General features: G+C 65.5%; 22 protein-coding genes and 3 pseudogenes. 9 read left to right on the forward strand and 16 right to left on the reverse strand.

The window, feature by feature from the left end:
• Positions 1-28: 28 nt before the first annotated feature.
• Positions 29-1,348 (reverse strand): MFS transporter, encoded by a 1,320-nt coding sequence (locus tag KH616_RS03580; RefSeq protein WP_292236630.1) that lies wholly within the window; start codon positions 1,346-1,348, stop codon positions 29-31.
• 191 nt (positions 1,349-1,539) lie between these two features.
• Positions 1,540-2,841, reverse strand: coding sequence for an L-fuconate dehydratase (locus tag KH616_RS03585; RefSeq protein WP_292236536.1), 1,302 nt, complete (start codon positions 2,839-2,841; stop codon positions 1,540-1,542).
• Between the two features lie 101 nt (positions 2,842-2,942).
• On the opposite strand from KH616_RS03585, the gene KH616_RS03590 reads away from it, so the two are divergent.
• Complete coding sequence (locus KH616_RS03590; RefSeq protein ID WP_292236538.1) at positions 2,943-3,896, forward strand: LysR family transcriptional regulator; 954 nt, start codon at positions 2,943-2,945, stop codon at positions 3,894-3,896.
• Positions 3,897-3,928: 32 nt separating this feature from the next.
• Here KH616_RS03590 and KH616_RS03595 read toward each other — a convergent pair.
• From KH616_RS03595 to KH616_RS03620, 6 genes and pseudogenes are all read right to left on the reverse strand, one after another.
• Positions 3,929-4,078 (reverse strand): annotated as a pseudogene (locus KH616_RS03595) (MFS transporter); the annotation flags it as partial.
• A 1-nt stretch (position 4,079) separates the two neighbouring features.
• Positions 4,080-4,280 (reverse strand): annotated as a pseudogene (locus KH616_RS03600) (amidohydrolase); the annotation flags it as partial.
• Positions 4,281-4,293: 13 nt separating this feature from the next.
• Entirely contained in the window at positions 4,294-5,409 is a 1,116-nt protein-coding gene (locus KH616_RS03605; protein WP_292236540.1) for a branched-chain amino acid ABC transporter substrate-binding protein, read from the reverse strand.
• 270 nt (positions 5,410-5,679) lie between these two features.
• On the reverse strand, positions 5,680-6,180 hold the full coding sequence (locus tag KH616_RS03610; RefSeq protein ID WP_292236541.1) for a DUF126 domain-containing protein: 501 nt from the start codon (positions 6,178-6,180) through the stop codon (positions 5,680-5,682).
• A complete protein-coding gene (locus KH616_RS03615; RefSeq protein WP_292236543.1) occupies positions 6,173-7,420 on the reverse strand; it encodes an aconitase X in 1,248 nt (415 codons plus the stop codon). Before KH616_RS03615 ends, KH616_RS03610 begins: the two co-directional genes overlap by 8 nt.
• Before the next feature lie 310 nt (positions 7,421-7,730).
• Positions 7,731-8,471 carry a GntR family transcriptional regulator gene (locus KH616_RS03620; RefSeq protein ID WP_292236545.1) on the reverse strand — a complete coding sequence of 247 codons (741 nt, stop codon included), beginning with the start codon at positions 8,469-8,471 and terminating at the stop codon, positions 7,731-7,733.
• 111 nt (positions 8,472-8,582) lie between these two features.
• Here KH616_RS03620 and KH616_RS03625 point away from each other — a divergent pair.
• The 3 genes and pseudogenes from KH616_RS03625 to KH616_RS03635 all read left to right on the forward strand — a co-directional run.
• Positions 8,583-8,714 (forward strand): annotated as a pseudogene (locus tag KH616_RS03625) (LysR family transcriptional regulator); the annotation flags it as partial.
• 236 nt (positions 8,715-8,950) lie between these two features.
• Positions 8,951-9,733, forward strand: coding sequence for an ABC transporter substrate-binding protein (locus tag KH616_RS03630; RefSeq protein WP_292236547.1), 783 nt, complete (start codon positions 8,951-8,953; stop codon positions 9,731-9,733).
• A gap of 238 nt (positions 9,734-9,971) precedes the next feature.
• Positions 9,972-11,087: a succinylglutamate desuccinylase/aspartoacylase family protein gene (locus tag KH616_RS03635; protein ID WP_292236549.1), complete on the forward strand. Its 1,116-nt coding sequence runs from the start codon at positions 9,972-9,974 to the stop codon at positions 11,085-11,087.
• 110 nt (positions 11,088-11,197) lie between these two features.
• Here the strand turns inward: KH616_RS03635 and KH616_RS03640 are convergent, their stop codons facing one another.
• Positions 11,198-12,007, reverse strand: coding sequence for a MetQ/NlpA family ABC transporter substrate-binding protein (locus tag KH616_RS03640; protein WP_292236552.1), 810 nt, complete (start codon positions 12,005-12,007; stop codon positions 11,198-11,200).
• Positions 12,008-12,311: 304 nt separating this feature from the next.
• Here KH616_RS03640 and KH616_RS03645 point away from each other — a divergent pair, with 304 nt between their 5' ends.
• From KH616_RS03645 to KH616_RS03660, 4 genes are all read left to right on the forward strand, one after another.
• Complete coding sequence (locus tag KH616_RS03645; protein ID WP_292236555.1) at positions 12,312-13,463, forward strand: porin; 1,152 nt, start codon at positions 12,312-12,314, stop codon at positions 13,461-13,463.
• 201 nt (positions 13,464-13,664) lie between these two features.
• Positions 13,665-13,925, forward strand: coding sequence for a DUF2866 domain-containing protein (locus tag KH616_RS03650; protein WP_292236558.1), 261 nt, complete (start codon positions 13,665-13,667; stop codon positions 13,923-13,925).
• Between the two features lie 99 nt (positions 13,926-14,024).
• A complete protein-coding gene (locus KH616_RS03655; RefSeq protein WP_292236561.1) occupies positions 14,025-14,408 on the forward strand; it encodes a DUF6232 family protein in 384 nt (127 codons plus the stop codon).
• A gap of 123 nt (positions 14,409-14,531) precedes the next feature.
• Positions 14,532-14,759, forward strand: a complete 228-nt coding sequence (locus KH616_RS03660; RefSeq protein WP_292236564.1) for a hypothetical protein — start codon at positions 14,532-14,534, stop codon at positions 14,757-14,759.
• Positions 14,760-14,830: 71 nt separating this feature from the next.
• Here the strand turns inward: KH616_RS03660 and KH616_RS03665 are convergent, their stop codons facing one another.
• The 5 genes from KH616_RS03665 to KH616_RS03685 all read right to left on the reverse strand — a co-directional run bounded on the left by KH616_RS03665 (position 14,831) and on the right by KH616_RS03685 (position 18,527).
• On the reverse strand, positions 14,831-15,667 hold the full coding sequence (locus KH616_RS03665; RefSeq protein ID WP_292236566.1) for a bifunctional allantoicase/(S)-ureidoglycine aminohydrolase: 837 nt from the start codon (positions 15,665-15,667) through the stop codon (positions 14,831-14,833).
• 585 nt (positions 15,668-16,252) lie between these two features.
• Complete coding sequence (locus tag KH616_RS03670; protein ID WP_292236569.1) at positions 16,253-16,705, reverse strand: hypothetical protein; 453 nt, start codon at positions 16,703-16,705, stop codon at positions 16,253-16,255.
• Positions 16,706-16,961: 256 nt separating this feature from the next.
• Positions 16,962-17,621 (reverse strand): isoprenylcysteine carboxylmethyltransferase family protein, encoded by a 660-nt coding sequence (locus tag KH616_RS03675; protein ID WP_292236572.1) that lies wholly within the window; start codon positions 17,619-17,621, stop codon positions 16,962-16,964.
• Between the two features lie 72 nt (positions 17,622-17,693).
• Complete coding sequence (locus KH616_RS03680) at positions 17,694-17,858, reverse strand: hypothetical protein (protein ID WP_292236574.1); 165 nt, start codon at positions 17,856-17,858, stop codon at positions 17,694-17,696.
• 249 nt (positions 17,859-18,107) lie between these two features.
• Positions 18,108-18,527, reverse strand: coding sequence for an HIT family protein (locus KH616_RS03685; RefSeq protein WP_292236577.1), 420 nt, complete (start codon positions 18,525-18,527; stop codon positions 18,108-18,110).
• A gap of 210 nt (positions 18,528-18,737) precedes the next feature.
• Between KH616_RS03685 and KH616_RS03690 the strand changes: the two genes are divergently transcribed.
• A complete protein-coding gene (locus tag KH616_RS03690; RefSeq protein ID WP_292236580.1) occupies positions 18,738-20,141 on the forward strand; it encodes a serine hydrolase in 1,404 nt (467 codons plus the stop codon).
• 57 nt (positions 20,142-20,198) lie between these two features.
• Here the strand turns inward: KH616_RS03690 and KH616_RS03695 are convergent, their stop codons facing one another.
• Together KH616_RS03695 and KH616_RS03700 are read right to left on the reverse strand one after the other, a co-directional pair.
• Positions 20,199-20,822 (reverse strand): glutathione S-transferase, encoded by a 624-nt coding sequence (locus KH616_RS03695; RefSeq protein ID WP_292236583.1) that lies wholly within the window; start codon positions 20,820-20,822, stop codon positions 20,199-20,201.
• A 211-nt stretch (positions 20,823-21,033) separates the two neighbouring features.
• The gene (locus KH616_RS03700; protein WP_292236586.1) at positions 21,034-22,950 is read right to left on the reverse strand and encodes an SMP-30/gluconolactonase/LRE family protein; all 1,917 of its coding nucleotides are present in this window, start codon (positions 22,948-22,950) and stop codon (positions 21,034-21,036) included.
• Between the last annotated feature and the right edge of the window lie 103 nt (positions 22,951-23,053).

Here is a 23,053-nt window from a genome sequence, read left to right on the forward strand (position 1 = left end):
GTTCACGCAGTGCGGCGAGCGATACGCATTAGCCGCGGCTCTCCTGACCCTGGCGCAACGCCGTGCCCGCCAGGGCAGCGACGACGAGCAGGGCGGCGATGACCAGCAAGCCGTTTCGAACCGACCCGGTCGTCTGCTCGATCATGCCCATGACCGACGGCCCGACGAACCCGCCGAACAGCCCGCACGTGGTGACGAACGCCAGGCCGCCGGCGAGCGCCGCCCCCTTGAGGCGCGAAGACGGGAACAGGAACAGCACCGACTGGACCACGAAGATCATCAGCGCGGTCAGCGAGAAGCCGGCCATGCCGTAGAACGGGTTGGCGGACGTGGCGATCAGCAGGCCGGCGGCCATGACGAGCAAGCCGCCGACGAGCAGCTGGCGGCAACGCGCCGCCGTGGTCGCGAGCCGCGGCAAGGTGGCGGCGCCCAGCGCGGAAGCAATCCACGGAACGGAATTCAAGGTGCCGATCTGAAGCGGCGACAGCTTGCCGTACGTGCCGATCACGCTCGGCAGGAAGAAGATCATCGTATAGATGCTGATCTGGTGGCAAAAGTAGACCACGATGGCCAGCCAGATCTGGCGGTCGGCAAGTACCTGACGGAACAGGTGCTTGCTGGCGCCCGCGGCTTCCGCGTCGCGCAGGTCGGCGGCCAGCCGACGCTCGATTTCCTGGGTTTCGTCGGCGCTCAGCCATGATGCCGACGCCGGGCCGTTTGGCAGATGCGTCCAGACCACGAACGCCAGCGCGATCGCGGGCAGTCCTTCGCAAATGAATACCCATTGCCAGCCGTGCAGGCCGAGCAGGCCGTGCATCTGCAGCAGCGCGCCGCCCAGCGGGCCGCTGAGGATATTGGCAATGCACACGCCGAGCAGGAAATAGCCGGTCGCGCGCACGCGCTGCTTGCGATCGAACCAGTACGTCAGATACAGCATCACGCCGGGAAACAGTCCGGCCTCGGCGGCGCCCAGCAGCAGGCGCATCACATAGAACGAGGTTTCGCCCTGGACGAACGCCATGCCCGCCGACAGCAGGCCCCACGTGATCATGATGCGGGTGATCCAGAACTTGGCGCCGCATTTGTGCATGATCAGATTGCTCGGCACTTCGAACGCGGCGTAGGTCAGGAAAAACAGGCCCGCCCCGAGACCGTAGGCTGCCGAGGAAATGCCCAGATCGACCGCCATGCTCGCCTTGGCGAGCGCGATGTTGGTCCGATCCAGAAAGCTGACGACGTAGACGATGATCAACAACGGCATCAGCTTGCGGAACACAAGCTTGTCCAGCGGACGCTCGCCCACGCGGTCGGCCTGCGCGGGCAGGGTCTGTTCAAGAATGGGGTTCATGCTCCTCCGTCTCCTCATTTTTATGGTTGATGGGGCCCCGCGATTGCAGGACTGCACCATGCCGCCCGGCCCCGCGACGCGCGCCATGCGTGGCGCGGCGCCGTACTGCTGTTTCCTTCAACGCACCGTTTTTTTCAAATGCCTGGGTCTTGCACTGCCGTGAATGCCGCCGGCGCAGATCGATTCGCGGGCTACGCCCACGCGCTGCCGTTGGGGTAGGCGTAGTTCACGAGCGTCTCGGGATGCATCTCGATGCTGTAGTCCGGACGCTTGGGCGGCATGTAGCGCCCGTTGCGAATGACCACCGGCTCCAGGAAATGCTCGTGCAGGTGATCGACGTACTCGAGCACGCGCCCGTCCAGCGACCCCGAGACGGCGATGTAGTCGAACAGGCAGATGTTCTGCACGTATTCGCACAGCCCCACGCCACCGCCGTGCGGACAGACCGGGACGTCATACTTGGCCGCCATCAGCAGAACGATCAGCACTTCGTTCAGGCCGCCGAGCCGCGCCGCGTCCAGCTGGCAGAAATCGAGCGCGCCCGCCTGGAACATCTGCTTGAACATCACGCGGTTGTGGCAATGCTCGCCCGTCGCGACGCCGATCGGCGCGATACGGCGGCGGATAGCGGCGTGACCGAGGATGTCGTCCGGGCTGGTCGGCTCCTCGATCCACCACGGATCGAACTCGGCCAGACGCCGCATGTTCTCGATCGACTCGTCGACGCCCCAGACCTGGTTGGCGTCCATCATCAGCGTGCGCTCCCAGCCGATCTCCTCACGCAGGATCGTCGCGCGCCGGATGTCTTCCTCCAGGTTGCCGCCGACCTTCTGCTTGAAGTGGGTCCAGCCGGCAGCGACCGCCTCGCGCGCCAGCCGCCGCAGCTTCTCTTCCGAATATCCGAGCCAGCCGGCGGCCGTCGTGTAGCCGGGGAAACCGTGCTCCAGCATCTCGGCCTCGCGCAACGCCTTGGTCGGCGCCTTGCGGCGCAGCAGCGTGATCGCTTCCGCCGGGGTCAGCACATCGGTGACATACGTGAAATCCAGGCAGCGCACGAGCTCCTCCGGCGTCATGTCCGCGAGGAGCTTCCACACGGGCTTGCCTTCCGACTTTGCCCACAGGTCCCACACGGCGTTGACGAGCGCGGCGGTGGCCAGATGAATCGCGCCCTTGTCCGGCCCGAGCCAGCGCAACTGACTGTCGCCGGTCGTGATGCGATGCCAGAACGCGCCCATGTCGGCGACGATGTCCTCCAGCGTCAGGCCGATCACCATCGGCGCCAGCGCATTCACCGCCGCGACGCACAGCTCGTTGCCCCGGCCGATGGTGAAGGTCAGGCCGTGCCCCTCCAGACCGGATGCGGAATCGGTATGCAGGACCACGTAGGCGGCCGAGTAGTCGGGCGCGCTGTTCATGGCGTCGGAGCCGTCGAGCGAGCGGGAGGTCGGGAAGCGGATGTCGCGGACGGTCAGGTCGGTAATGCGGATTGTCATGTCGGGATCGTGATTCGGACGGGAAAGTGATGGAACGATTCTACGAACCGGGGCGATACCCGCATAATTGTCAATTCGTATATATCGATCCCGAATTTGATATGACTTCGAAGCCCGCGCCCGAGACCACGCCCCGCACCGCCCTGCGGATTTCGAGCCGGCAGATCGCCCTGCTCAATGCGCTCAACGAGCTCCGCAACATGCGGCGCGCGGCGGCCGCGATGCACACCACCCAGCCGGCCGCCAGCCTGTTGCTGCAGCAGTTGGAGGAACGGCTGGACGTGAAGTTGTTCGAACGGCTCGCGCGCGGCATGGAGCCGACGCCTTATGGCGAAGTCCTCATTCGCTACGCCCAGAGCGTGCTGCACGATTTCGAGCATGCGGAAGCGGAAATCGCCGAGCTGGCGAAAGGGGCGGCGGGTCTCGTGCGTGTCGGCAGCGTCATGGGCCCCGTTCCCACGCTGCTCACGCGCGCGCTGACGGCATTCAAGAAAGCCAATCCGCGCGTTCGGCTGAGCCTCGAGGTCGGCACCAGCGACACGCTGCTGCCGGCCCTGCTGCGGGGCGATCTGGACGTCGTGCTCGGCCGCCTGCCCGATCAGTTCGACCAGCAGGATCTGGCGATCGAGCCGTTTGAAAAGGGCGAGCAGATGCGCGTGATCGCCCGCCCCGGCCACCCGCTCGCCAGCCGTGCGAAGCTCCGGCTGGCGGATCTGGTCAGCGCGACGTGGATTCTTCATCCGCTCGGCAGCCCGATGCGGCGCCGGGTCGAAGGTGCGCTGCAGGAAGCGCGGCTCACCGCCGATCTGGATATCGTGGAGACGGCGTCCATTCTTGCGACGACCGCGATGATCGAGGCGTCCGACATCATTTCGGTCGTACCGAACGATGTCGCGCAGCATTACGCCAGACACGGCCTGGTCACGATATTGCCGGTGGCGTTGCCGATCTCGATGGCCAATCTCGGGATCGTCACCCGGAAGTCGCGCGCGCCGTCGCCCGCTGTGCAGACATTGCTGCGGTATCTGAAGGAAGACGATCAGGCGGATCGCTGACGCGGTGTCACAGCGTGGCCGCCGGCAACGCGTCAATCGACCGTCTGCCCCGCCGTCTCCCGCAACGTCGCGACGGCCACCAGCGAGGCGGCCACGCACATCGCGACGTATCCGGCCGGTGCGAGCTTGCTGCCCGTCGTCTGCACGAGCCATGTCGCAACGCGCTGCGACGTGCCGCCGAAGCGCCAGTTCGACGATGCGGCGCTTGAGCAGCGCGCGCACGTCGGGGCTGAACGAGCACACGCTCAGTTCGAGACGCGCGCCGTGCGGAATCACGTTGTTCGCCGTGCCCGCGTGCATCGAGCCGACCGCGACGACGGCCGGCTGCGCCGGATCGACGTTGCGCGCGACGATCGTCTGCCGCGCCATCACGATGCTCGCCGCGTTCGACAGCCGGTTACTTCACCGGCGTCATCTGCTGGTTCTCAAATGTGAACGTCGTCGTGGGTGCGTGGGTGAGATCTCCCGCTTTCGTGAACGCGTAAGTCGCGGCAACGCCCTGGTACGACGTCGCGCGCAAGGCAGGGATCAGCCGGGCCGGATCGGTTGTCTGGGCGGCTTCGATCACGTTGGCGAGCAGCATCATGCCGTCGTAGTAGGTCACGCCGTACGTCTGTGGCACCTTGTTGAAGCGCTGCCTGTAGCGTGCGACGTAGTCCCGCCCCTGCGGCGTTCCGTCCAGCCCCGTACCGCTCATCGCACAGAAGACGTTCCGCGCGGCGGCCTGCGCGACCTTCGCCATGTCGTCGGAGCAGATGCCGTCGCCGCCCAGCAGCTTCGCACGCACGCCGCGCTGCACCATCTGCTTCGCCATCGGCGCGGCCTGCGGCGTGTAACCGCCGAAGAAGATGACATCCGGATTCTTCGCCTTGATGGTCGCGAGAATGCCGAGAAAATCGTTCGCTTGCGAATGGGTGTATTCGCGGCCGACAACCTGCAGACCGAGTGACTTGGCCTTCGCGATGAATTCGTCGGCAAGCCCCTGGCCATATGCGGTCCGATCGTCGATCACCGCGGCCGTCCTGGCCTGCAGCTTCTCGACCGCGAACACGGCCATCGATGCGCCGAGCACCGAGTCGCTCGCGCCGGTGCGGAAGATATGGTCATAACCGAGCGTCGTCAATTGCGGATTCGATGCAACGGTCAGCATCGGAATGCGCGCGCCACTCGTCAAACGCGAAACCGGAATCGCCACGCCGGAGTTTTGCGGGCCGAAAAATGCGACCGGACGCCGATCCAGCAGGCGCTGCGCGACCTGAACACCCGTCTTCGGATCGGCCTGATCGTCCTCGGACATCATCTGGAACCGGACCGGCTTTCCACCGACGATGATCGGCTTGCGGTTCAGCGTTTCGATCGCCAGCCGGAGTCCGTTCTCATCGTCCTTTCCGCTCGCCGCCTGCGGGCCGCTCAAGGGCCCCGAAAGCGCGATCCTGACGACCTGTTCGGCGTGCGCCGCGCCGATTGCGGCCCCGCTCACGGCAAGCGATGCGATAGCGCGTTTCAACTTCATGACGTCTCCTCGTCCAGTGCCCGCTCCCCGCGAGCGAAGGTGGGTTGCGACACCCAACGATTGCCGTCCCCACGGATCGGGATAGGCGCCTGGACGGATGTCGTCGTTTCCGGGCAACCCGCCGTCGTCGGTACGACGGCGCAGCATGCTCGGGTGACATGCCGCTCATCGAGCAAAGGACGTCATGCCCGACATCACGGATGTTCATACGCAGTCCAGATCGATCGGCCGACGACACCGGCAAAGAATTTCCCGCCCCGTCGCGCTTCGCTACGTTCGATGCACGTGACTGCCGAGGTAGATCCTGGCTGCGCCTGCTCCATCGGCCGCCTCGATACGCAACGGCCCGGATGCGCCGACGATGGCCGTAAACGTCTGTTCGTCGACGCACACCACCGGCACGGCGATTGCATACAGTTCGGCAGCAACGATCGCACCGATCGCGATGATGAGATCCCGCTCCCTCAGAATGATCCCGACCGGACCGGTTCCGTTTCGCACCGCCTCTGCGAGCACGCTGCTGCTCGAGCTGGATCCTTTCGCGTGCTCCATCACCATGATCCTGCCGGCCAGCGATTGCCCGGCGAGCGGATGGCTGCGATCGACGATCCGGCCGGCGGTCGAATCGTAGCCGCCCCAGAAGCTGAGCGGCTTCTGCATGACGAGCTTTTCAGCGAAGGCATGACCGGCGACGAGGGTATCGCCCGCCAGCGCCAGACCAGCCGGGTCGCGGCCCGCCGCAAGCGTCACACTGCCAGATGTCTTAGTCATCGAATCGCACCTTTCCTTCGAATGCCGACCGGACACACTCGCTCATGCTTCCATACGCGACCGTGACGCCGATGTTGGCGGGCGCGTACGACGCCCATTTTCCGGAGTTGGTCATGACGAGGCCGGCGAGCTGCTTCATCACGGGCGTGATGTAGGTGCAGGTATCGACGACGATCTGGACGCCGCGCGCCGCGAATTTTCCGGCCAGGCCCGATTCGCCCAGTTCCCACAGGATGAAGCGGCTCGTATTGACGTAGAAGTCGCACTTCGGCTTGCCGTCGAACTGGTCGAGCAGCGCGTCGAGTTTCCGGAATTCCGCAAGCGAGAAGTGCGGCGTGCCGAGCGCCACCGCAACCAGCGCGTCGCCTTCCGCACCGCTGTTCAGCGTGCGGCGAATGTCGTCGAGGTCGGCCATCGATACGTCGAGCGTGCGCAGCGGCGCGCGGCCGTGCAACGCCGCATCCCGCGTCGGCGCCTCGGGCGTCACGCCGACCGCGTGGAAGAGCGCGACCGCACCGCTCGACGCGGCGGCCGCGCCGAGCGCCTTGAGCTCGTCCTCGGTGGTGTCCGCGGGCAGTCCGACGAGCACGGGCACCACCGCACCCGCGACCTTGCCGACCAGAATCCCGAGCGCGGCGAAAAAAATGTCGCGGGACGGACGATGCGAGAAATCCGGCACCGTGAACACGATCCGGCCGGCCCGATTGGATTCGACGTGCAACCCCGCGTACGGCGCGCGGCCCGTGATGGCGGCAGCGAGATCGAGAAAGTCGCCATAGCGGCTCGTGCGCGCACCGAGCACCGAATTGGCGAACACGATCGCATTGGATTCGGCCCACGCGATCTGCTCGCCCTTCGCCGGCCGGTTCTTCAGCTGGTATGGCGCGCAGGTAAAGCTCGATTCGCATCCGAGCAGCAGATGCGCATCCATCAGACGCTGCGCGTCCCGCTGGATCGTGCGGTCTCCGTGATAAAGCTCGGGATGGATCAGGTCGAGCGAGCCGACGTTCAGCGTCGTCGGAACCGCCACCCGGGTGCCCGTCTCGACGAAATACTCGACGAAGTCGAGACTGGTCTGGCCGTGGTACAGGCAGCCGTCGATATGCGCGGAAACGATGTCGATCAGGCATGGCGCGGACATGACGTCCGCAGTTCGCGTGACGATCCGCATCGCGCGCGCGACGCCCGCGCCGAATTCCCCGTGCAACATCGCATGGTCGCGGTCGCTCAACTGCAACATAGGGCGCTCCTCATCATGCTTCCCGGCGACGCCGGTCATTGAAGTATGCGCGGGAGACTGTACAACTGGAAATAAAATATGTCCACTCTGGTTTTAATAAAACCAGAAAACGAAAATTTCGAGATAAACGCCGAAAAATCGCCAAAATTTTGGATAAACAGATCCGATCTGGATCCCGATCAATACCACGTCAACTCAAATTCGCATTGCGCCGACCGTCAACGCGGGCGCTCCGGATCCTCGGATGTGCCGATCCGGGCGGATCCGCCGCCGTCGGTCATCCGGCATCCGGCACGCGCGCCGCCACCGCCTAGCCTGGCGCGATGTCGCGTTGCACGCGGTGAATATGTTGCTCGACGTAGAATGCGGCGGCGTCGGCATCGCCCATCACGATCGCTTCGTAAATGAGCCGATGTTCGGCGACATACAGGCGGATACGCGCCGGATCATCGATGCTGTCGTCCTTCAGCCGCTTCCAGAGCGATTGGTCCATCGCCTCGGCGATATCTTCCGCGAACTTCGCCAGCAACGGATCGCCCGTCATGGCCGCGAGTTGCCGATGAAACAGCCTGTCGCTGTTGTTCCACAGTGCGAGCTGCTCGGGATCGGACACGTCGGTCAACGTCTCCATCTGGGCGAGGTAGTGCTCCGCGAGCGGGTCGCGTTTCCCGAGCGCCGCCGCACGCCGCGCGATCGCAGGCTCCAGGATCAGGCGAACGTCGAGCGTGCCCGACGGACTGAAATCCGACCGCGCCGGGCCGGCCGCGTCGTCCGTCCCGGACTCGGCGAGCAGTTGCTTCGCGACCGCCACCACAAAGGTGCCCGAGTTGCGCCGCGTGACAACGAGGCCTTCGTTCTGCAATGCGCCGAGCGCTTCCCGAACGGCGGGCCGGCCGACGCCGAATAGCGACGCAAGCTCACGCTCGGACGGCAGGCGCGCTTCCGGCAGGAATCGCCCCGAGCGTATTTCGGCCCGAATCTTCTCCGCGACCTGCTCATAGATCTGGCGTGGCCGGAAACTTGTTTCGAACGCGAGGCGAACGGCCGCCATCCCTCTCTCCCATCCATGATCGGCAAACTGGTCCCGAATATACCACCGGGCCTGTGCCCGGCCACCGGCGCGCCATCGCCGCAAGCCGCCCCCTTCTGCCGAAAAGAAAACACCGCGACGCTCGAGGAAACCCTGCCGAGCTACGAACTGTCGGTTCTTGCGCGGCGCGACCTGCTGCCGACACCCGCTGTCACGCAGTTCGTCGATCGCCTGCGGCGCGCCGTCAACGAAACGCTCGGCTGAATCGTTACTGATCCTGCAACGGCGGCAATTTGACCTCCGGTCCGCTGCCGGGCCCGGTGAGCGGCTATCGGGGCATGTCCTAGGCGCCTCGCCGGTATTTTGTCCTGATAATCTCCGCACGTCGCGTGCCCCATCGGGCGGGCGAAACGGTCAGCCCGAAGCGCAGGCGCGACGGGCCGAGGTATCACGGCGCGGCACGACCGCGCACCCAATCGAACAAAACGAGGAGTCACCGAGTGAAAAAAGTTCTTGCGGCCCTGACTGTTGCCCTGCTCGCCGTATCGGCAGGCGGCGCGTACGCGAAAGACTGGTCGACCGTCCGCTTCGGCGTCGATGCGAGCTATCCGCCGTTCGAATCGAAAGGCCCGGACGGCAAGGTGGTGGGTTTCGACGTCGATCTCGGCAACGAAATCTGTGCGCGCCTGAAGGCGAAGTGTGTGTGGATCGAGAACGACTTCGACGGCATGATTCCCGCGCTGAAGGCGCGCAAGTTCGACGGCGTGCTGTCGTCGATGTCGATGACGCCGGCGCGTCAGGAACAGATCGCCTTCTCGGAAAAGCTGTTCAACACGCCGACGCGCCTCGTCGCGAAGAAGGGCTCGAACCTGATGCCTGACGCGAAGTCCGTGAAGGGCAAGCGCATCGGCGTCGAGCAGGGCACGATTCAGGAAACCTACGCGAAGGTGCACTGGGCGCCGGCCGGTGCATCGGTCGTGCCGTACCAGAACCAGGACCAGGTCTATGCCGACCTGATCGCGGGCCGTCTCGACGGCGCGCTGCAGGATGCGGTGCAGGCCGATATCGGCTTCCTGAAGACCGCGCGCGGCAAGGACTTCCAGTTCGCGGGCGGCGACATCGACGATCCGAAGACGCTCGGCAACGGCGCCGGCATCGGCCTGCGCAAGGAAGACGCCGACCTGAAGGCGAAGATCGACAAGGCGATCACCGACATGCGCAAGGATGGCACGTACGACAAGATCGCGAAGAAGTACTTCGACTTCGACGTCTACGGCAAGTAAGCACGCGCGCGATTCGCACGCAGGCACACGGGCTCCGCATGGAGCCCGTTTTTTTTGCGCGGGCAACGGACCGGCACTGCGCACGCGGCCGACAGCCGTTATTTTTTCCGCGTTAACCGGATGATTCGCAACGGAAAAACCGGGCTTCCGAAGCCGGTTTGATAGGCATGCGAAAGGCAACGTACAATCGTCCTTCCCGCATTCGGATCATTCGCGGCTGCGCCGCACACCCCTCATAATGCAAACGCAGACCCATCCGCTGATTTCCCCCGCCGTCGGTACCGAACGCCAGATCACGAGCTTTCATTACGGCCCGCGCGGCGGCAAGAAGGTCTACATCCAGTCGTCGCTGCATGCGGACGAACTGCCCGGCATGCTGGTTGCCGCGCTGCTGCGCCGCAAGCTCGCCGCGCTCGAGGCGGCCGGCAAGCTGCGCGGCGAGATCGTCGTCGTGCCGGTGCCGAACCCGATCGGACTCTCGCAACATGTGTTCGGCGATCATCTCGGCCGCTTCGAGCTCGGCTCGATGCAGAACTTCAACCGCAATTTCCACGATCTCGCGGCGCTCGTGCTGCCGCGCATCGAAGGACGCCTGACGAACGACGCGCAGCGCAATGTCGCGATCATCCGCGATGCCATGCGCGACGCGCTCGACGAACAGAAACCGCGAACCGAACTCGAATCGCAGCGCCTCGCGCTGCAGAAGCTGTCCTACGACGCCGACATCGTGCTCGACCTGCATTGCGACAACGATGCCGTGATGCACCTGTACACGAATCCCGATCTGTGGGAGGACGTCGAGCCGCTCGCGCGCTATCTCGACTCGCAGGCGTCGCTGCTCGCGCTGAACTCGGTCGGCAATCCGTTCGACGAGATTCACAGCTTCTGCTGGTCGGATCTGCGCCACCGCTTCGGCGACCGCTTCCCGATCCCGAACGGCACGATCTCGGTCACGGTCGAGCTGCGCAGCGAGCGCGACGTGTCGTACGAGTTCGCGGAAAAGGACGCGCAGGCGATCGTCGAATACCTGACCGAGCGCGGCGTGATCGAAGGCACGCCCGCGCCGATGCCGCCGCTCGCCTATCCGGCCACGCCGCTCGCGGGCACCGATCCGCTCGTCGCGCCGGTGTCCGGCGTCATCGTGTTCCGCACGCCGGTCGGCGCATGGATCGAGGCGGGCGACGCCGTGGTCGACATCGTCGATCCGCTGACCGATCGTGTCGTCACGCTGAAGAGCAGCGTGTCCGGCGTGCTGTATGCACGCCAGGTCGTGCGTTTCGCGACGGCCGGCATGGAGGTCGCGCGGATCGCCGGCGCAACGCCGATCCGCACCGGCTCGCTGCTGTCGGCCTGACGCCGGCATGACGCGCGCCGCCCGATCGGCGGCGCGCCCCAAAGACAATCGCCCGCGCAAGCGGGCGATTTCACATCGGCACAGACGCGCAACGCGTCCCGTCCGGCCACTCAGAACGCCGGCACGATCGCGCCGCCGAACTTCGCCTCGATGAACTTGCGTACGTCGTTCGACTCGTAGGCGGCGACGAGCTTCTTCACCCACGGCTTGTCCTTGTCCTGCGCGCGCACCGCGATCAGATTCGCGTACGGTCCCTTCAGATCCTCGATCGCGATCGCGTCCTTCACCGGCGTGAGCCCCGCCTTCACCGCGTAATCGGTATTGATCGACGCGGCGTCGAGATCGGGCAGCGCGCGCGGCAGCTGTGCCGCATCGAGTTCGACGATGCGGATCTTCTTCGGATTCTCGGCGACGTCGAGCGGCGTCGCATTCACGCCGTTCGTGCCGACGCCCGGCTTCAGCTTGATCACGCCGTATTTCTGCAGCAACAGCAGCGCCCGGTTGCCGTTCGACGGATCGTTCTGGATGCCGACCTTCGCACCCACCGGCAAATCCTTGAGCGACCGGATCTTTTTCGAATAGAAACCCATCGGCGACGTGTAGGTCAGCCCGACGTTGGCGATCTTGTAGCCGCGCTGCTTGATCTGGCTGTCGAGGAACGGCTGATGCTGGAAGCCGTTTGCATCGAGGTCGCCCGCATCGAGCGCGGCGTTCGGCTGCACGTAGTCGTTGAATTCGATGACCTTGACCGCGAGCCCGTCGCGCGCGGCCACCTTCGTCACTTCGGCCCAGATCTGCGCATCCGTGCCGCTCATCGTGCCGACCTTCAGGGTCTGCGATTCGGCGTGTGCGCCGGGCGCCGCCATCGTCAATGCCGCACCGAGGGCGGCGAGGCCGGTCAACCAGATCGAGCGTCGCATGAGGTGTCCTTGTTTTGCGTGTCGTGAAAGAACTCTCATCGTCGCACGGGGCCACATCGCCGCCAACCAAGCTTGTTTCATACCGATATTCCGGCACGGCTTCGAATGTCAGCCCGAATCGGTATAAGCACCGATGGCGCAACCGGGCAAGATTCGATGTCGCATCGACACCACACCGAGTCATCAGACAAGAACTGTCATATTCATTACGCGGAACGTGACTAAAGTTGCGGCCAATTCGTGACAGCGCCGGAAGAACGCTGACATCGCCACTCATCACACCTACACCCGCTCGGAGAATCTTTTGAACAAGAAACTGTTGACCGCCGCCATGCTTACCGCCATGACGGGCGCTGCTCATGCACAAAGCAGCGTCTTGCTGTACGGCGTGATCGATGCCGGTATCAGCTACGTCAACCACTCGAAGTCGGCAACCGGCAGCGACAAGCTGTTCAAGTTCGACGAGGGCGTTCCGCAGGGCAGCCGCTGGGGCCTGCGCGGCACGGAAGATCTGGGCGGCGGCACGAAGGCGATCTTCGTGCTCGAGAACGGCTTCAACGTCGGCACCGGCGCGCTCGGTCAGGGCGGACGCCTGTTCGGCCGTCAGGCCTGGGTCGGTCTCTCGCAGAACAACGTCGGCTCGCTGACGTTCGGCCGTCAGTACACGCTGACGACCGACGTGCTCGGCGCCAACTTCACGGCCGGCAGCAACACGGTCGCCGGCAACTACGCGTACCACATCAACGATATCGATCAGCTGACGTCAAGCCGCATCGACAACGCGGTCAAGTTCCAGAGCGCGAACTACGCTGGCCTGTCGTTCGGCGCGTTGTACGGCTTCTCGAACCAGACGCAATTTGCCGGCACGCCGGGCAAGCCCGCAGTCGGCGGCACGCCGGCCGTGCCGGCCACCCCGAGCACGTACAGCTTCGGCCTGAACTACGCAAACGGCCCGTACGGCCTGGGCGCGGCATACACGAACATCCGCTATGCCGGCAAGGCGAGCATCGCCAACTTCACGTCGAGCGAACTGCGCTCGCTGCGCTCGTACGGCGTCGGCGGCCGCTACGTGATCGGCCACGCGAACCTGTGGGCGCTGTGGACCAACACGCATCTCGATCCGATCACCGGCGGCGGCCTGACCATCAACAACTATGAAGTCGGCGGCAAGTACATGTTCACGCCGGCATTCTCGGCTGCCGCGGGTTACACGTACACGCGCCTGAGCGACACCATCCACGGCCACTACAACCAGGTCAACGGCGCGCTCGACTACGCATTCAGCAAGCGCACCGACGTGTACCTGCTCGCGATCTACCAGGACGCGTCGGGCAAGCTCGCGAACGGCACGCCGCTGCAAGCGCAGATCGGCACGAGCACGAGCTACTTCAACACGTCGGGCACAGGCGCGCAGAACCAGTTCGCCGTCCGCGTCGGTATCCGTCACAAGTTCTGAAGCGTTCGCCTGAGTGCGAATCGCGACGGTCAAGGCGCCCCGCTCCGTGCGGGGCGCCTTTTTGCGCGCTTTTAAGTTTCGCTTAATTCTGGACTGAGACGATGCGTTCACCCCCCCTGTTGGCCGCCTGAACACCGGCGGCTTTTTTTTGAAACCCGCGGCACGGCTGCCGGCCACCGTGAGACAGGATCGGAGGCAACGATGATCGAAGATACCGTTTACAGCCATCTGCACACGATTCTCACGCGCGAACACGCGCTGCCTGTTCAGAGCTGCCGCGTGTCGGTGGCGATGCAACGCCCTTGGGGACGCCCGTACCGTCTCGTCGAATGGACGATGCATCTCGACGCGCCCGCGCGACGCCAGGTCGTGCCGGCCGAGTCGACCGAAGCGGAGATCGCCGAGGTGGTCGCGGCGCATGTGCCGGGACGCCTGTATGGCGACGGCCAGTTGCAATTCTGACGCCCGCGAACCGCACGGTTGCATCGCATGCGGCAACGGGTCTGTTTGATCAGGCCATGAAGTCTGCTACCCTGCGCGTTTTCGTCCATGCGACTCACGATGGAAAACGCATTCAACGAACGGGGCGTGACGGTCACGCGTAACGGCCTGTCGGCGGCCGGTCAGCTCTTCGCTTTGCGTGATATTCGCCAGGTCGAAGTCGTCACGGCTCCCAAGAACAAACTCGTGCCGGCGGGCATCTCGGTGATTGGCGTCATCGCCGCAGCCGCGGGCGGCATCGGCGGTTCGAGCGCCGCGCTCGTCGTCGGCGTGATGCTGATCGTCGTCGGCTATCTCGCGTGGACCACGCAGGATGTCATGTACCGGCTCATGGTCGACATGCCCGACGGCAAGCGTGAAGCGCTGTCGAGCGTCGATTCCGAATTCGTCAGCCGGGTCGCGCAGGTCGTGCGCGATGCCAAGGCGGCCGCAGCCGCCTGCTGATCCCCACGCATCCCTCGGCACGTGCGAAGCCCATGCCGCCGCGCCGCCTCCCCCGCGCGCATGCCGACCGCCTAGTATGTAAATGACGGCGCGCGCGGCGCCGTATCGTCCGAGGAGGTCGGCATGAACGCTCAATCGCTGTCCGGCATGCTCCGTGCGCAGGAGTTGCTGCTCGTCTCGATGATCCGCGCACTCCCGCCCGACACGCGCCGCGCGCTGGGCGACGCGTTTGCCGCACAGATCGCGTTCGCGGAAAAGGCAAACCTCGAAGCGCCGGGTGAACGCGACTTGCACGACGCGTTCATCGCACACGCGCGCAACCTGCTGCTTCGCCTCGAATCGGTTTCGTAGCCTGCTCTCCCCGCATTGCCCCGATGCCTCGCGACCTCGCCGGGCCGGCCGCGTGACAGATGCCATCGCGGTCATCGCGGCGCGCCCAGCGTCAGGTTCATGTGGCGGTTGACGTCCTTGTACAGCAGATACCGGAAGCGGCCCGGGCCGCCCGCGTAGCATGCCTGCGGACAGAATGCGCGCAGCCACATGAAATCGCCGGCCTCCACTTCGACCCAATCCTGGTTGAGACGGTAGACCGCCTTGCCTTCGAGGACGTACAGGCCGTGCTCCATCACGTGCGTCTCCGCGAACGGAATCACGCCGCCCGGCTCGAACGTCACGATATTCACGTGCATGTCGTGACGCATGTCGCTCATGTCGACGAAGCGCGTTGTCACCCAGCGTCCCTCGGTGCCCGGCATCGGGATCGGCTCGACCGCCTGCTCGTTGGTCACGAATGCGCCGGGCGGCGGCATCCCGTCGACCGCCTGATAGCGTTTGCGGATCCAGTGGAAACGCGCCGCCGTGTCGCCGGCGTTGCGCAGCGACCATGCGCTGCCCGGCGGAATGAATGCGTAGCCGCCCGGCGTCAGCACGTGCTGTTCGCCCTGCAGCGTCAGGCCAAGCTCGCCCTCGACGACGAACAGCACGGCTTCGGCTCCCTCGTCCTGTTCCGGCTTGTCGCTGCCGCCGCCGGGCGCGACTTCGACGATGTACTGCGAGAAGGTCTCGGCAAACCCCGACAGCGGACGGGCCAGCACCCACAGGCGCGTGCGGGTCCAGAACGGCAGGTGGCTGGTCACGATATCGCGCAGCACGCCTTTCGGAATGACCGCATAGGCTTCGGTGAACATGGCGCGATCGGTCAGCAGGTCGGTCTGCGGCGGGTGACCGCCGTGGGGCGCGTAATACGTTGTCTTTGACATGGGCATCCAGGCGAAGAAGTCGATCCGGCTCCCGACGCCGACGATGCCACCCTGCGAGCGGAATGGCACGCCAGGCACGGCCGGATGCCGTGCGCGGGATGCCTTGACGATATCGAAGCCGGCAACGATTCACCAATTAAATGTGGCGATGCCGCGCATTCACTTTCGCGATACTTCGGCGGGCACGGCGCGATGCATCGCACGTGCCGGCGACGTCGGACAACGAACGGTGCCCTGCGATCCGGATCATGGGATCTCGATCGGGCCGGCAAACGACGGCATTGCATCGATCCGATCCATCGAGGACAGCGGAAACATGAACGGGGAGAACCGCATGGACGAACGCCATGGGCTGGCATCGACGTGCAGGCGAATGCTGCCGGTGCCGAATGAAATCCGGGGCTGCCCGCATCGCACGTCACGATGGCGAGGGGATACGTCACATGCGCGTCGCGCATGAACGTCCGGATCGGGGGAAACGAGCGACAGACGGCGTGCCGCCCAAGCGGACGCGCGTCATGCGCTTTCGCGACCAGCGATCCGGCATGCTTGCCGGATCGCGTTCACACGATCGTGCGGGGACGATTACCAGTCGCGGCGATGCTTGTGGTGCTTGTGACCGTGGTAACCGCGGTCGTAGCCACGGTCGCGATCGTAGCCGCCGTCATACGAGTTGCGCTGGAGATTGCCGCCGAGCGCCGCGCCTGCGCCGCCGCCGACTGCCGCACCCAGCAGGCCGCCCGTGCGGCCGCCCATCGCATTGCCTGCCGCCGTGCCCGCGCCGCCGCCGAGTGCGCCGCCGATGATCGCGCCGGTGCGCTCGTGACGGTTCGCCGTCACCGCGCCGCCTGCGCCGCCGCAGATCGCGCCGCCAATCACCGAACCGGTCTGGCCGCCGACCGCGCCGCCCACGGCCGCGCCGGCTACCCCGCCGAGCGCGCCACCGAGCGCATTGTTCAAATCGTTAGCTGCTGCCGGCAGCGCCGTCGCAGCAGCAATGGCGGCCACGACGAGAGTGGGGGCGATCTTCTTCCACATGCCCGTATTCTTCCTTATTCGCAAACGAATGATTGAGGATTCGCTCTGGTGTGACGCATGAAATCGTCCCGTGCGGCATCGCGCCGTTCAGGGGACACATCCATTTCAACGAGCTTGCGGCGAAGAATATCATCGGCCCCGTCCGAAACCGCCAAACATTCTGGTAACAGATTGTTTGGCAGCCACAGCTCCCCATCGCACGGCCGTGCACGAATCGCCGGCATGCGCACGCGTCCGCGAGCGTACCGGGGCCGCCTCAGTAAACGCCCGGAATCAATCGCCATGTCCGGGCGAAGTAAGCGTCGTATTCCGCGCCGAATTGCAGGCGCAACAACGCTTCCTCGGCGCGGATGCGCGCAACCAGCGGCGGAATCGTCGCCGCCGTCAGCAGCACGCCGGCCCCCGAACGAAACGCGAACGCCCATCCGAGCGAATTGACCAGCAAGCCGAGATAGCTCGGGTTGCGGATCACGCGGTAAATGCCGTCCGTGACCAGCGTATGGCCCGGCTGGATCGCAACCAGCCCGCTGAACCGCCGGCCCAGCACGAAAACCGGCCACAAGCGCAGCGCGCCACCCGCGATGAACAGTGTCACGCCGATCCAGCGCAGGGTTTCGCCGTCGAGCGTCCAGATATCCTTGCGGTCCGTATAGGCGGGCAGATAGGCGGCCAGCAGCCCGATCACGCCGAATGCGGCGATGACCCAGCGATTGCCGCGATCCTCACGCTCGCCGGGGCTCAGGTTGCCTGCGCTGAAAAGCGCGACGACCGTCATCGCGAGGGTCGCGACCGCCACGGTGGTCAGCGCGGCATTCGAGAAGAAAGCGGTCAATCCGCCACGGCCGAGGACGGCAAGGCCGAGATAGAGCACGGTCGTCGCGATTGCCAGGGACGCGACCTTGGGTGCGGGCGTCATGTCTGCCGGAGGAACGCGTGCGCTCCGCTGCGGGCGCGTCGATACACGCCCGGACACGCATGGAATGACGCGTCAGCGAACGCGGAACACCCCACCGATGCCAATGCTGACAGGCGGTGCGTAATAGCCCGGCGCATAGCCGTAGTAAGCCGGCGCAGGTGCGTAGCCGTAGGGCGGCGCAACGACGCAGCCGGACAGGGCGCCGATCAGGGCGACGGTAATGAGAAGTCTGGACATCGGCGTGCTCCCAGCGCATGAGACGATTGAATCTTTGCAATAGCGGCCTCGCCGTGACGCAAGGCGCGCCGGATACGAAAGGTTCAGTCTGCCCTCCCTACCACTCGATGAAGCTCGAAATCGAGTGTAGCGCCCGGGCCGGCGCGCCGGGTTTCGCGCGCGGTTACACGTGTTACCTGCTGTGACTGCCGGAATGCAGGCGCACGGCAGGCGCGCACGGCAAAACGTGCCTCTGCCGGACGTGCGCCGTTACACGAGATGTTCCCGGATGCGCCGTGCCAGCGCTTCGAGCGTCGCCGACTCGGCGATTTCGCGCGCATGCAGACGCAGCGCGACGCCCTCCCAGCGCGGGATCACGTGGAAATGCACATGCGCGACCGTCTGGCCGGCCGCGCGTCCGTTGAACTGGCCGATGAAGATGCCATCGGGCTGCAACGCGTCGCGCACCGCGATCGCGATGCGCTGCGTCATGCGCATGCACGCCGCGGCGGACTCGGGAGACAGATCGAAGATTTCCGCCGCGGGCTCCCTGGGCAGCACGAGCACGTGTCCGTCCGCCTGCGGCATCAGATCCATGATCGCGACCGTGGCGTCGTCCTCCGCGACCTTGACGCACGGCAGCTCGCCGCGAAGGATTCTGGCGAACGGATTGTTGTTGTCGTAAGACATGGCAGTTTCCGAAAGGGGGTTGTCCGGGATGTCGCGCAATCCGCACGATTATCGATCGATGGCGCGATGGATTTCAACGTGTGGCGCGCGCCGAACCTGCAAGCACTCAGCGATGCTGCCGCGCGCGCCCGCGAAACCTGCGACACTGCCGTTTCGGTCACCGCGCCATCCGACACCTGCCCGCAGACGGGCCACCCAGGACGCTCGCGAATGAAAACGAACCTCAAGCGGCTGATTCGTTGGAGCGTGCCGCTCGCCTGTCTGACGGCGATCGGCTTTGCCGGCCACACGCTGTTCCGGCTCGCGCCGATCGCGACCGGCTACGCGGCCAAGACGCTGTGCTCGGGCGTGTTCGTCTCGGGGCGTCCCGCGTCGTCGGTCATCGACGTGGACATCATGGCCGGCGTGCACCCGCTGCTCAAGCTCGTGAAACCGACGGTCGACCACGCACATCGCCTCGCCCGCGCCACGTTCGCCGGTTTTGCCGGGCGCGAAGCCGCGTTCCGGCCGCAGCTCGGCTGCACGCTCGCGCTCGGCACGACGCCCAGCGTACTGCCGGCTGCCGGCTACACGGTTCCGGCCTCCCCGCTTGTCGCGGAAACGGCCGCGACCGCGCTTCCCCACGCTGTCGACGCCCGCAAAGTGCAGGCGGCGATCGACGGCGCGTTCGCCGAGCCCGATCCGGCCCAGCCGCGGCGCACGCGCGCGGTGGTCGTGATGGTTGGCGGCCGGGTCATTGCCGAGCTCTATGCGTCCGGCTTCTCGGCGGACATGCCGCTGCCCGGCTGGTCGATGACCAAGACTGTCACGGCGACGCTGATCGGCATGCTCGTCGCCCGACACAAGCTCGCGCTCGATGCAACGGCATTGCTGCCCGAATGGCGCGGCCATGGCGACGCGCGCGCGCAGATCACGCTCGATGCGCTGCTGCGCATGACGAGCGGCCTGCAATTCAACGAGGACTATGACGATCCGCTGTCCGACGTCGCCGTCATGCTGTTCACCGAGCCGGACAGCGCGCGGTTCGCGTCGGGCAAGCCGCTCGTCGCGCCGCCCGGCACGCATTGGCATTATTCGAGCGGCACGAGCGCGATTCTTGCGCGCGCGATGCGCGAGGCGATGGGCGGCACGGAATACGACTATCTGGCCTTTCCGCGCCGTGCGTTGTTCGCCCCGCTCGGGATGCGCAGCGCCGTCCTCGAGCCGGATCCGTCCGGCACGCTCGCCGGCGCGTCGTTCATGTATGCCAGCGCGCGCGACTGGGCCCGGTTCGGGCAGTTTCTCCTGCAGGACGGCGTGTGGGACGGCAAACGCCTGCTGCCCGAAGGCTGGGTGCACTACATGACGCGTGCGACTCCGCAAGCGCCGCAACGGGATTTCGGCGCGCATCTGTGGATCAGGGTGCCCGAGCCGTTCAATCGCGGCGATCCGCATGCGCCGGCATTGCCGGCCGACGCGTTTCATGCGGTCGGACACGAAGGCCAGTTCGTGAGCGTGGTGCCGAGCCGCCAATTGGTCGTCGTGCGGCTCGGCCTGTCGCGCCCGGAATCCGCATGGAACCACGAGGCGTTTCTGGCGAACGTGCTCGACGCGATGCCCGGCCGTCGCGAGTAGGCGCCGCCGCGCGCAGGGATGCGCGGCGCATCGCGGTTCGCGTTCGCGTCGCCCGCGTTAAGGCAGCCCGTTCCCGCAGTAGGCGCCGAACCCCGGACGCGCCGCCAGACGCTCGAAGTATGCGGACACCGCCGGCAAGTCCACATGCTCGAACGGCGTGCCGAACCAGCGATTCACCGACAGCCCGATCGGAATATCCGCGAGCGAATACCGGTCGCCGGCCACGAATGCGCCGGTCGCTTCGAGCCGTGCATTCAGGATGCGCATCGACTTCGTCCAGCGCTCGATCGACTGCGCGATCGCGCCGGGATCCTGGTGCGCGGGCGATTGCCTCACCAGCCCGAGAAACGCCGTGCGCCACGCATTGTTCAGCTCGGATGCCTGCCAGTCGATCCACTGGTCGATGCGCGCCCGCGGCTGCGGATCGGCGGGATACAACGGTTCGCCGCCGAAGCGGTTCGCCAGGTAGCGGATGATCGCGTTGGACTCCCACAAGACGAAATCGCCGTCCCTGATCACCGGCACGAGACCATTCGGATTCAGCGCAAGGAATTCGGGCACGTCGGTGGATCGGTAACCCGCGCCCCAATCCTCGCGCTCGAACGGGATGTTCAGTTCGGCGCATGCCCAAAGCACCTTGCGCACGTTGATGGACGGCGCCTTTCCGAGTATCTGCAACATGCCGGCTCCTTGCGAGGACGGTACGGGAAATCCGGGCGCGGGGATCCGGCCGGAACGACGATTCTGGCATTGTTCCCCGCGGACCGGAAGCCGCCCATCCATGCCCGGGCGTCGCGTCGTCCGCCCGCGAGCACGGCGTTCGACCGGACGCCCTTCCGCCCGATACGCCGCCCCGCACAAGACGGCACACGCCGGACCGGCACGCATCCGGTCACGGCGTCCAGCGATACACGACGACGCTCGATCCGTTGTAGTTGTCCTTCGTGATCACGTACTCGCCGTTCGATCGTCGATATGCACGGATGCCGTACATCGAATCCACATCGTTGCCGACGTCCAGCTTTCCCGGATTCGAATTGGTCAGCGTCGCAACGAGGCTGCCCGTATTCAGATCGAACACGTCGATGTTCGGCACGGTATGCACGTACCCGACGAACAGATAGTTGCCGGCCGCCGCGATCGACTTGGGGTTCGGACTCGCAAGCGTGATCACCGGGTTGGGCGCGCCGATATTGCCGCCCTTCCAGCCGTGATACACCTCGATCCGCCCGTTCATCGCCGTCCAGTCCCAGCTTCCGGCGAGCCCCTGCGCGAGGATCATCGTGTCGCTGTCCGACTGGTAGACGATCCGCGTCAGCGGCAGCACGCTCTGCGGAATCGGGATGGCGGTCGAGGCGCCCCATGACGGCTTGCCGGCCGCGTCGAAACCCGTCAGCGGATAGTGGTCGATGTGGCGGGTTCCGTTCAGCCCGGCCCACACATCGCCGTTGCCGTCGAGGCAGAATCCGGCCGTGACCTGCAGATTCGTACGGAACGCGCGCCCCGGAATCGACCCGTCGGGGATCGCCACATAGCCATTCGCCGCGTTGAAGTGATAGAAGTTGAAGTCGCCCGGATTCTGGCCGGACGCCACGAGAATCCGGTTGCCGCCGACCGCGACGAGCTGGCCGAAATGCTGCCCGCGCTGATAGTCCTTCATGTTGAGGCGCGGGTCGGACGGGTAGGCGAACGGATCGACGGTGTTCGCGACGAACCTGCCGCCGGCCGTGCCGGTATAGAGGTTGTTGCCGCTATAGAAGTAGGCGCCGTCCGTCGCCGGGTCCGGCGCGGCGGCGCCTTCGAAATTGAGCGCCTGCAGTTTCCATCGCAGGTTGCCGTTGCCGTCGTACGCGTGAAGATCGGTGCTGCCGTTGCGGCCGAGATCCCAGCCGCCGCCCCATGCGTTGTTGAGCACATACAGGTTGCCGGCGGCATCCTTGCCGATGCCCGCGACGCGCGTGAAGCGCTTGTCGCCGACCTGCCCCTTGATGCCCGTCGTGGTGTCGAGATACCCGCCCCGGATGCCGAACGTGCCGGCCAGCGCCGGCATGCCCGAGATCGCATAGCGCTTGATGTTCATGTCCGGCCCTTCGTCGCCGACCATCAGCTGCCCGGACGGCGCATCGAAATACAGCGCGGACGGCCGCGATCCGGGCGGCATCTGGATCGTGTTCAGCAATGCGCCGGACGGCCCGAACGACACCACCGCTCCCGCGCTTTTCTGCGCGACCCAGAGGTTTCCCGCGCCGTCCAGCGCGAGCGCGCCCGGCCGCGAAATGGCGATATCGCGTTGCCACACGCCATCGGTGGTGAAGACCCGCACGCGATTGCCGTAGAAATCGCTCGCATAGAGGAGCGAACCGGCCGTGGCGAGGCCGGTAATCACGTCGGCATAGGGAACGGACGTCCATACGCTGACCGGAATCCGCAGATCGCGTTTGTGCGTACCGCGGTTGTATCGCCCCACCGACCCGCTGCCGAACGTCCTGTTGTAACCCAGCGCGGCGAACACCGACGTGGCGTTGCCCGTGATGGCGCCGCCGTGGAACTCGTCGTGAATGCCGATCGAGCCGAGGGGCTGGCCGTTCTGGTAAATCGCCATGCCGCCCGCATTCTCGTCCCATCGCGATGCCGTATAGATGACGCCTTCGGGCGCGACCCACATGGCGCGCGCGGCGTTTCCGACATGCGCGGCCAGGGTGCCGAACGTGTTCGCCAGCCAGTCGGTGGTGTATTGCGCCTGAGCCGCCGGCGCGACCATCGCGATCGCCATGCCGGCGACGGCAGCCTGAACACGCTTCCTGATCATGGATTCACCCCTGGCGGTCGCCTGTTGAACATATCGACCGCAAAGTGTGAAGCATCGGCCGTGACAAAAAAACGTTGCCGCAGCGTTTATTGATCGTGAACCA

The sequence above is a fragment of the Burkholderia sp. genome (genome assembly GCF_018375725.1).
In the GTDB taxonomy this organism is placed as follows: Bacteria; Pseudomonadota; Gammaproteobacteria; order Burkholderiales; family Burkholderiaceae; genus Burkholderia.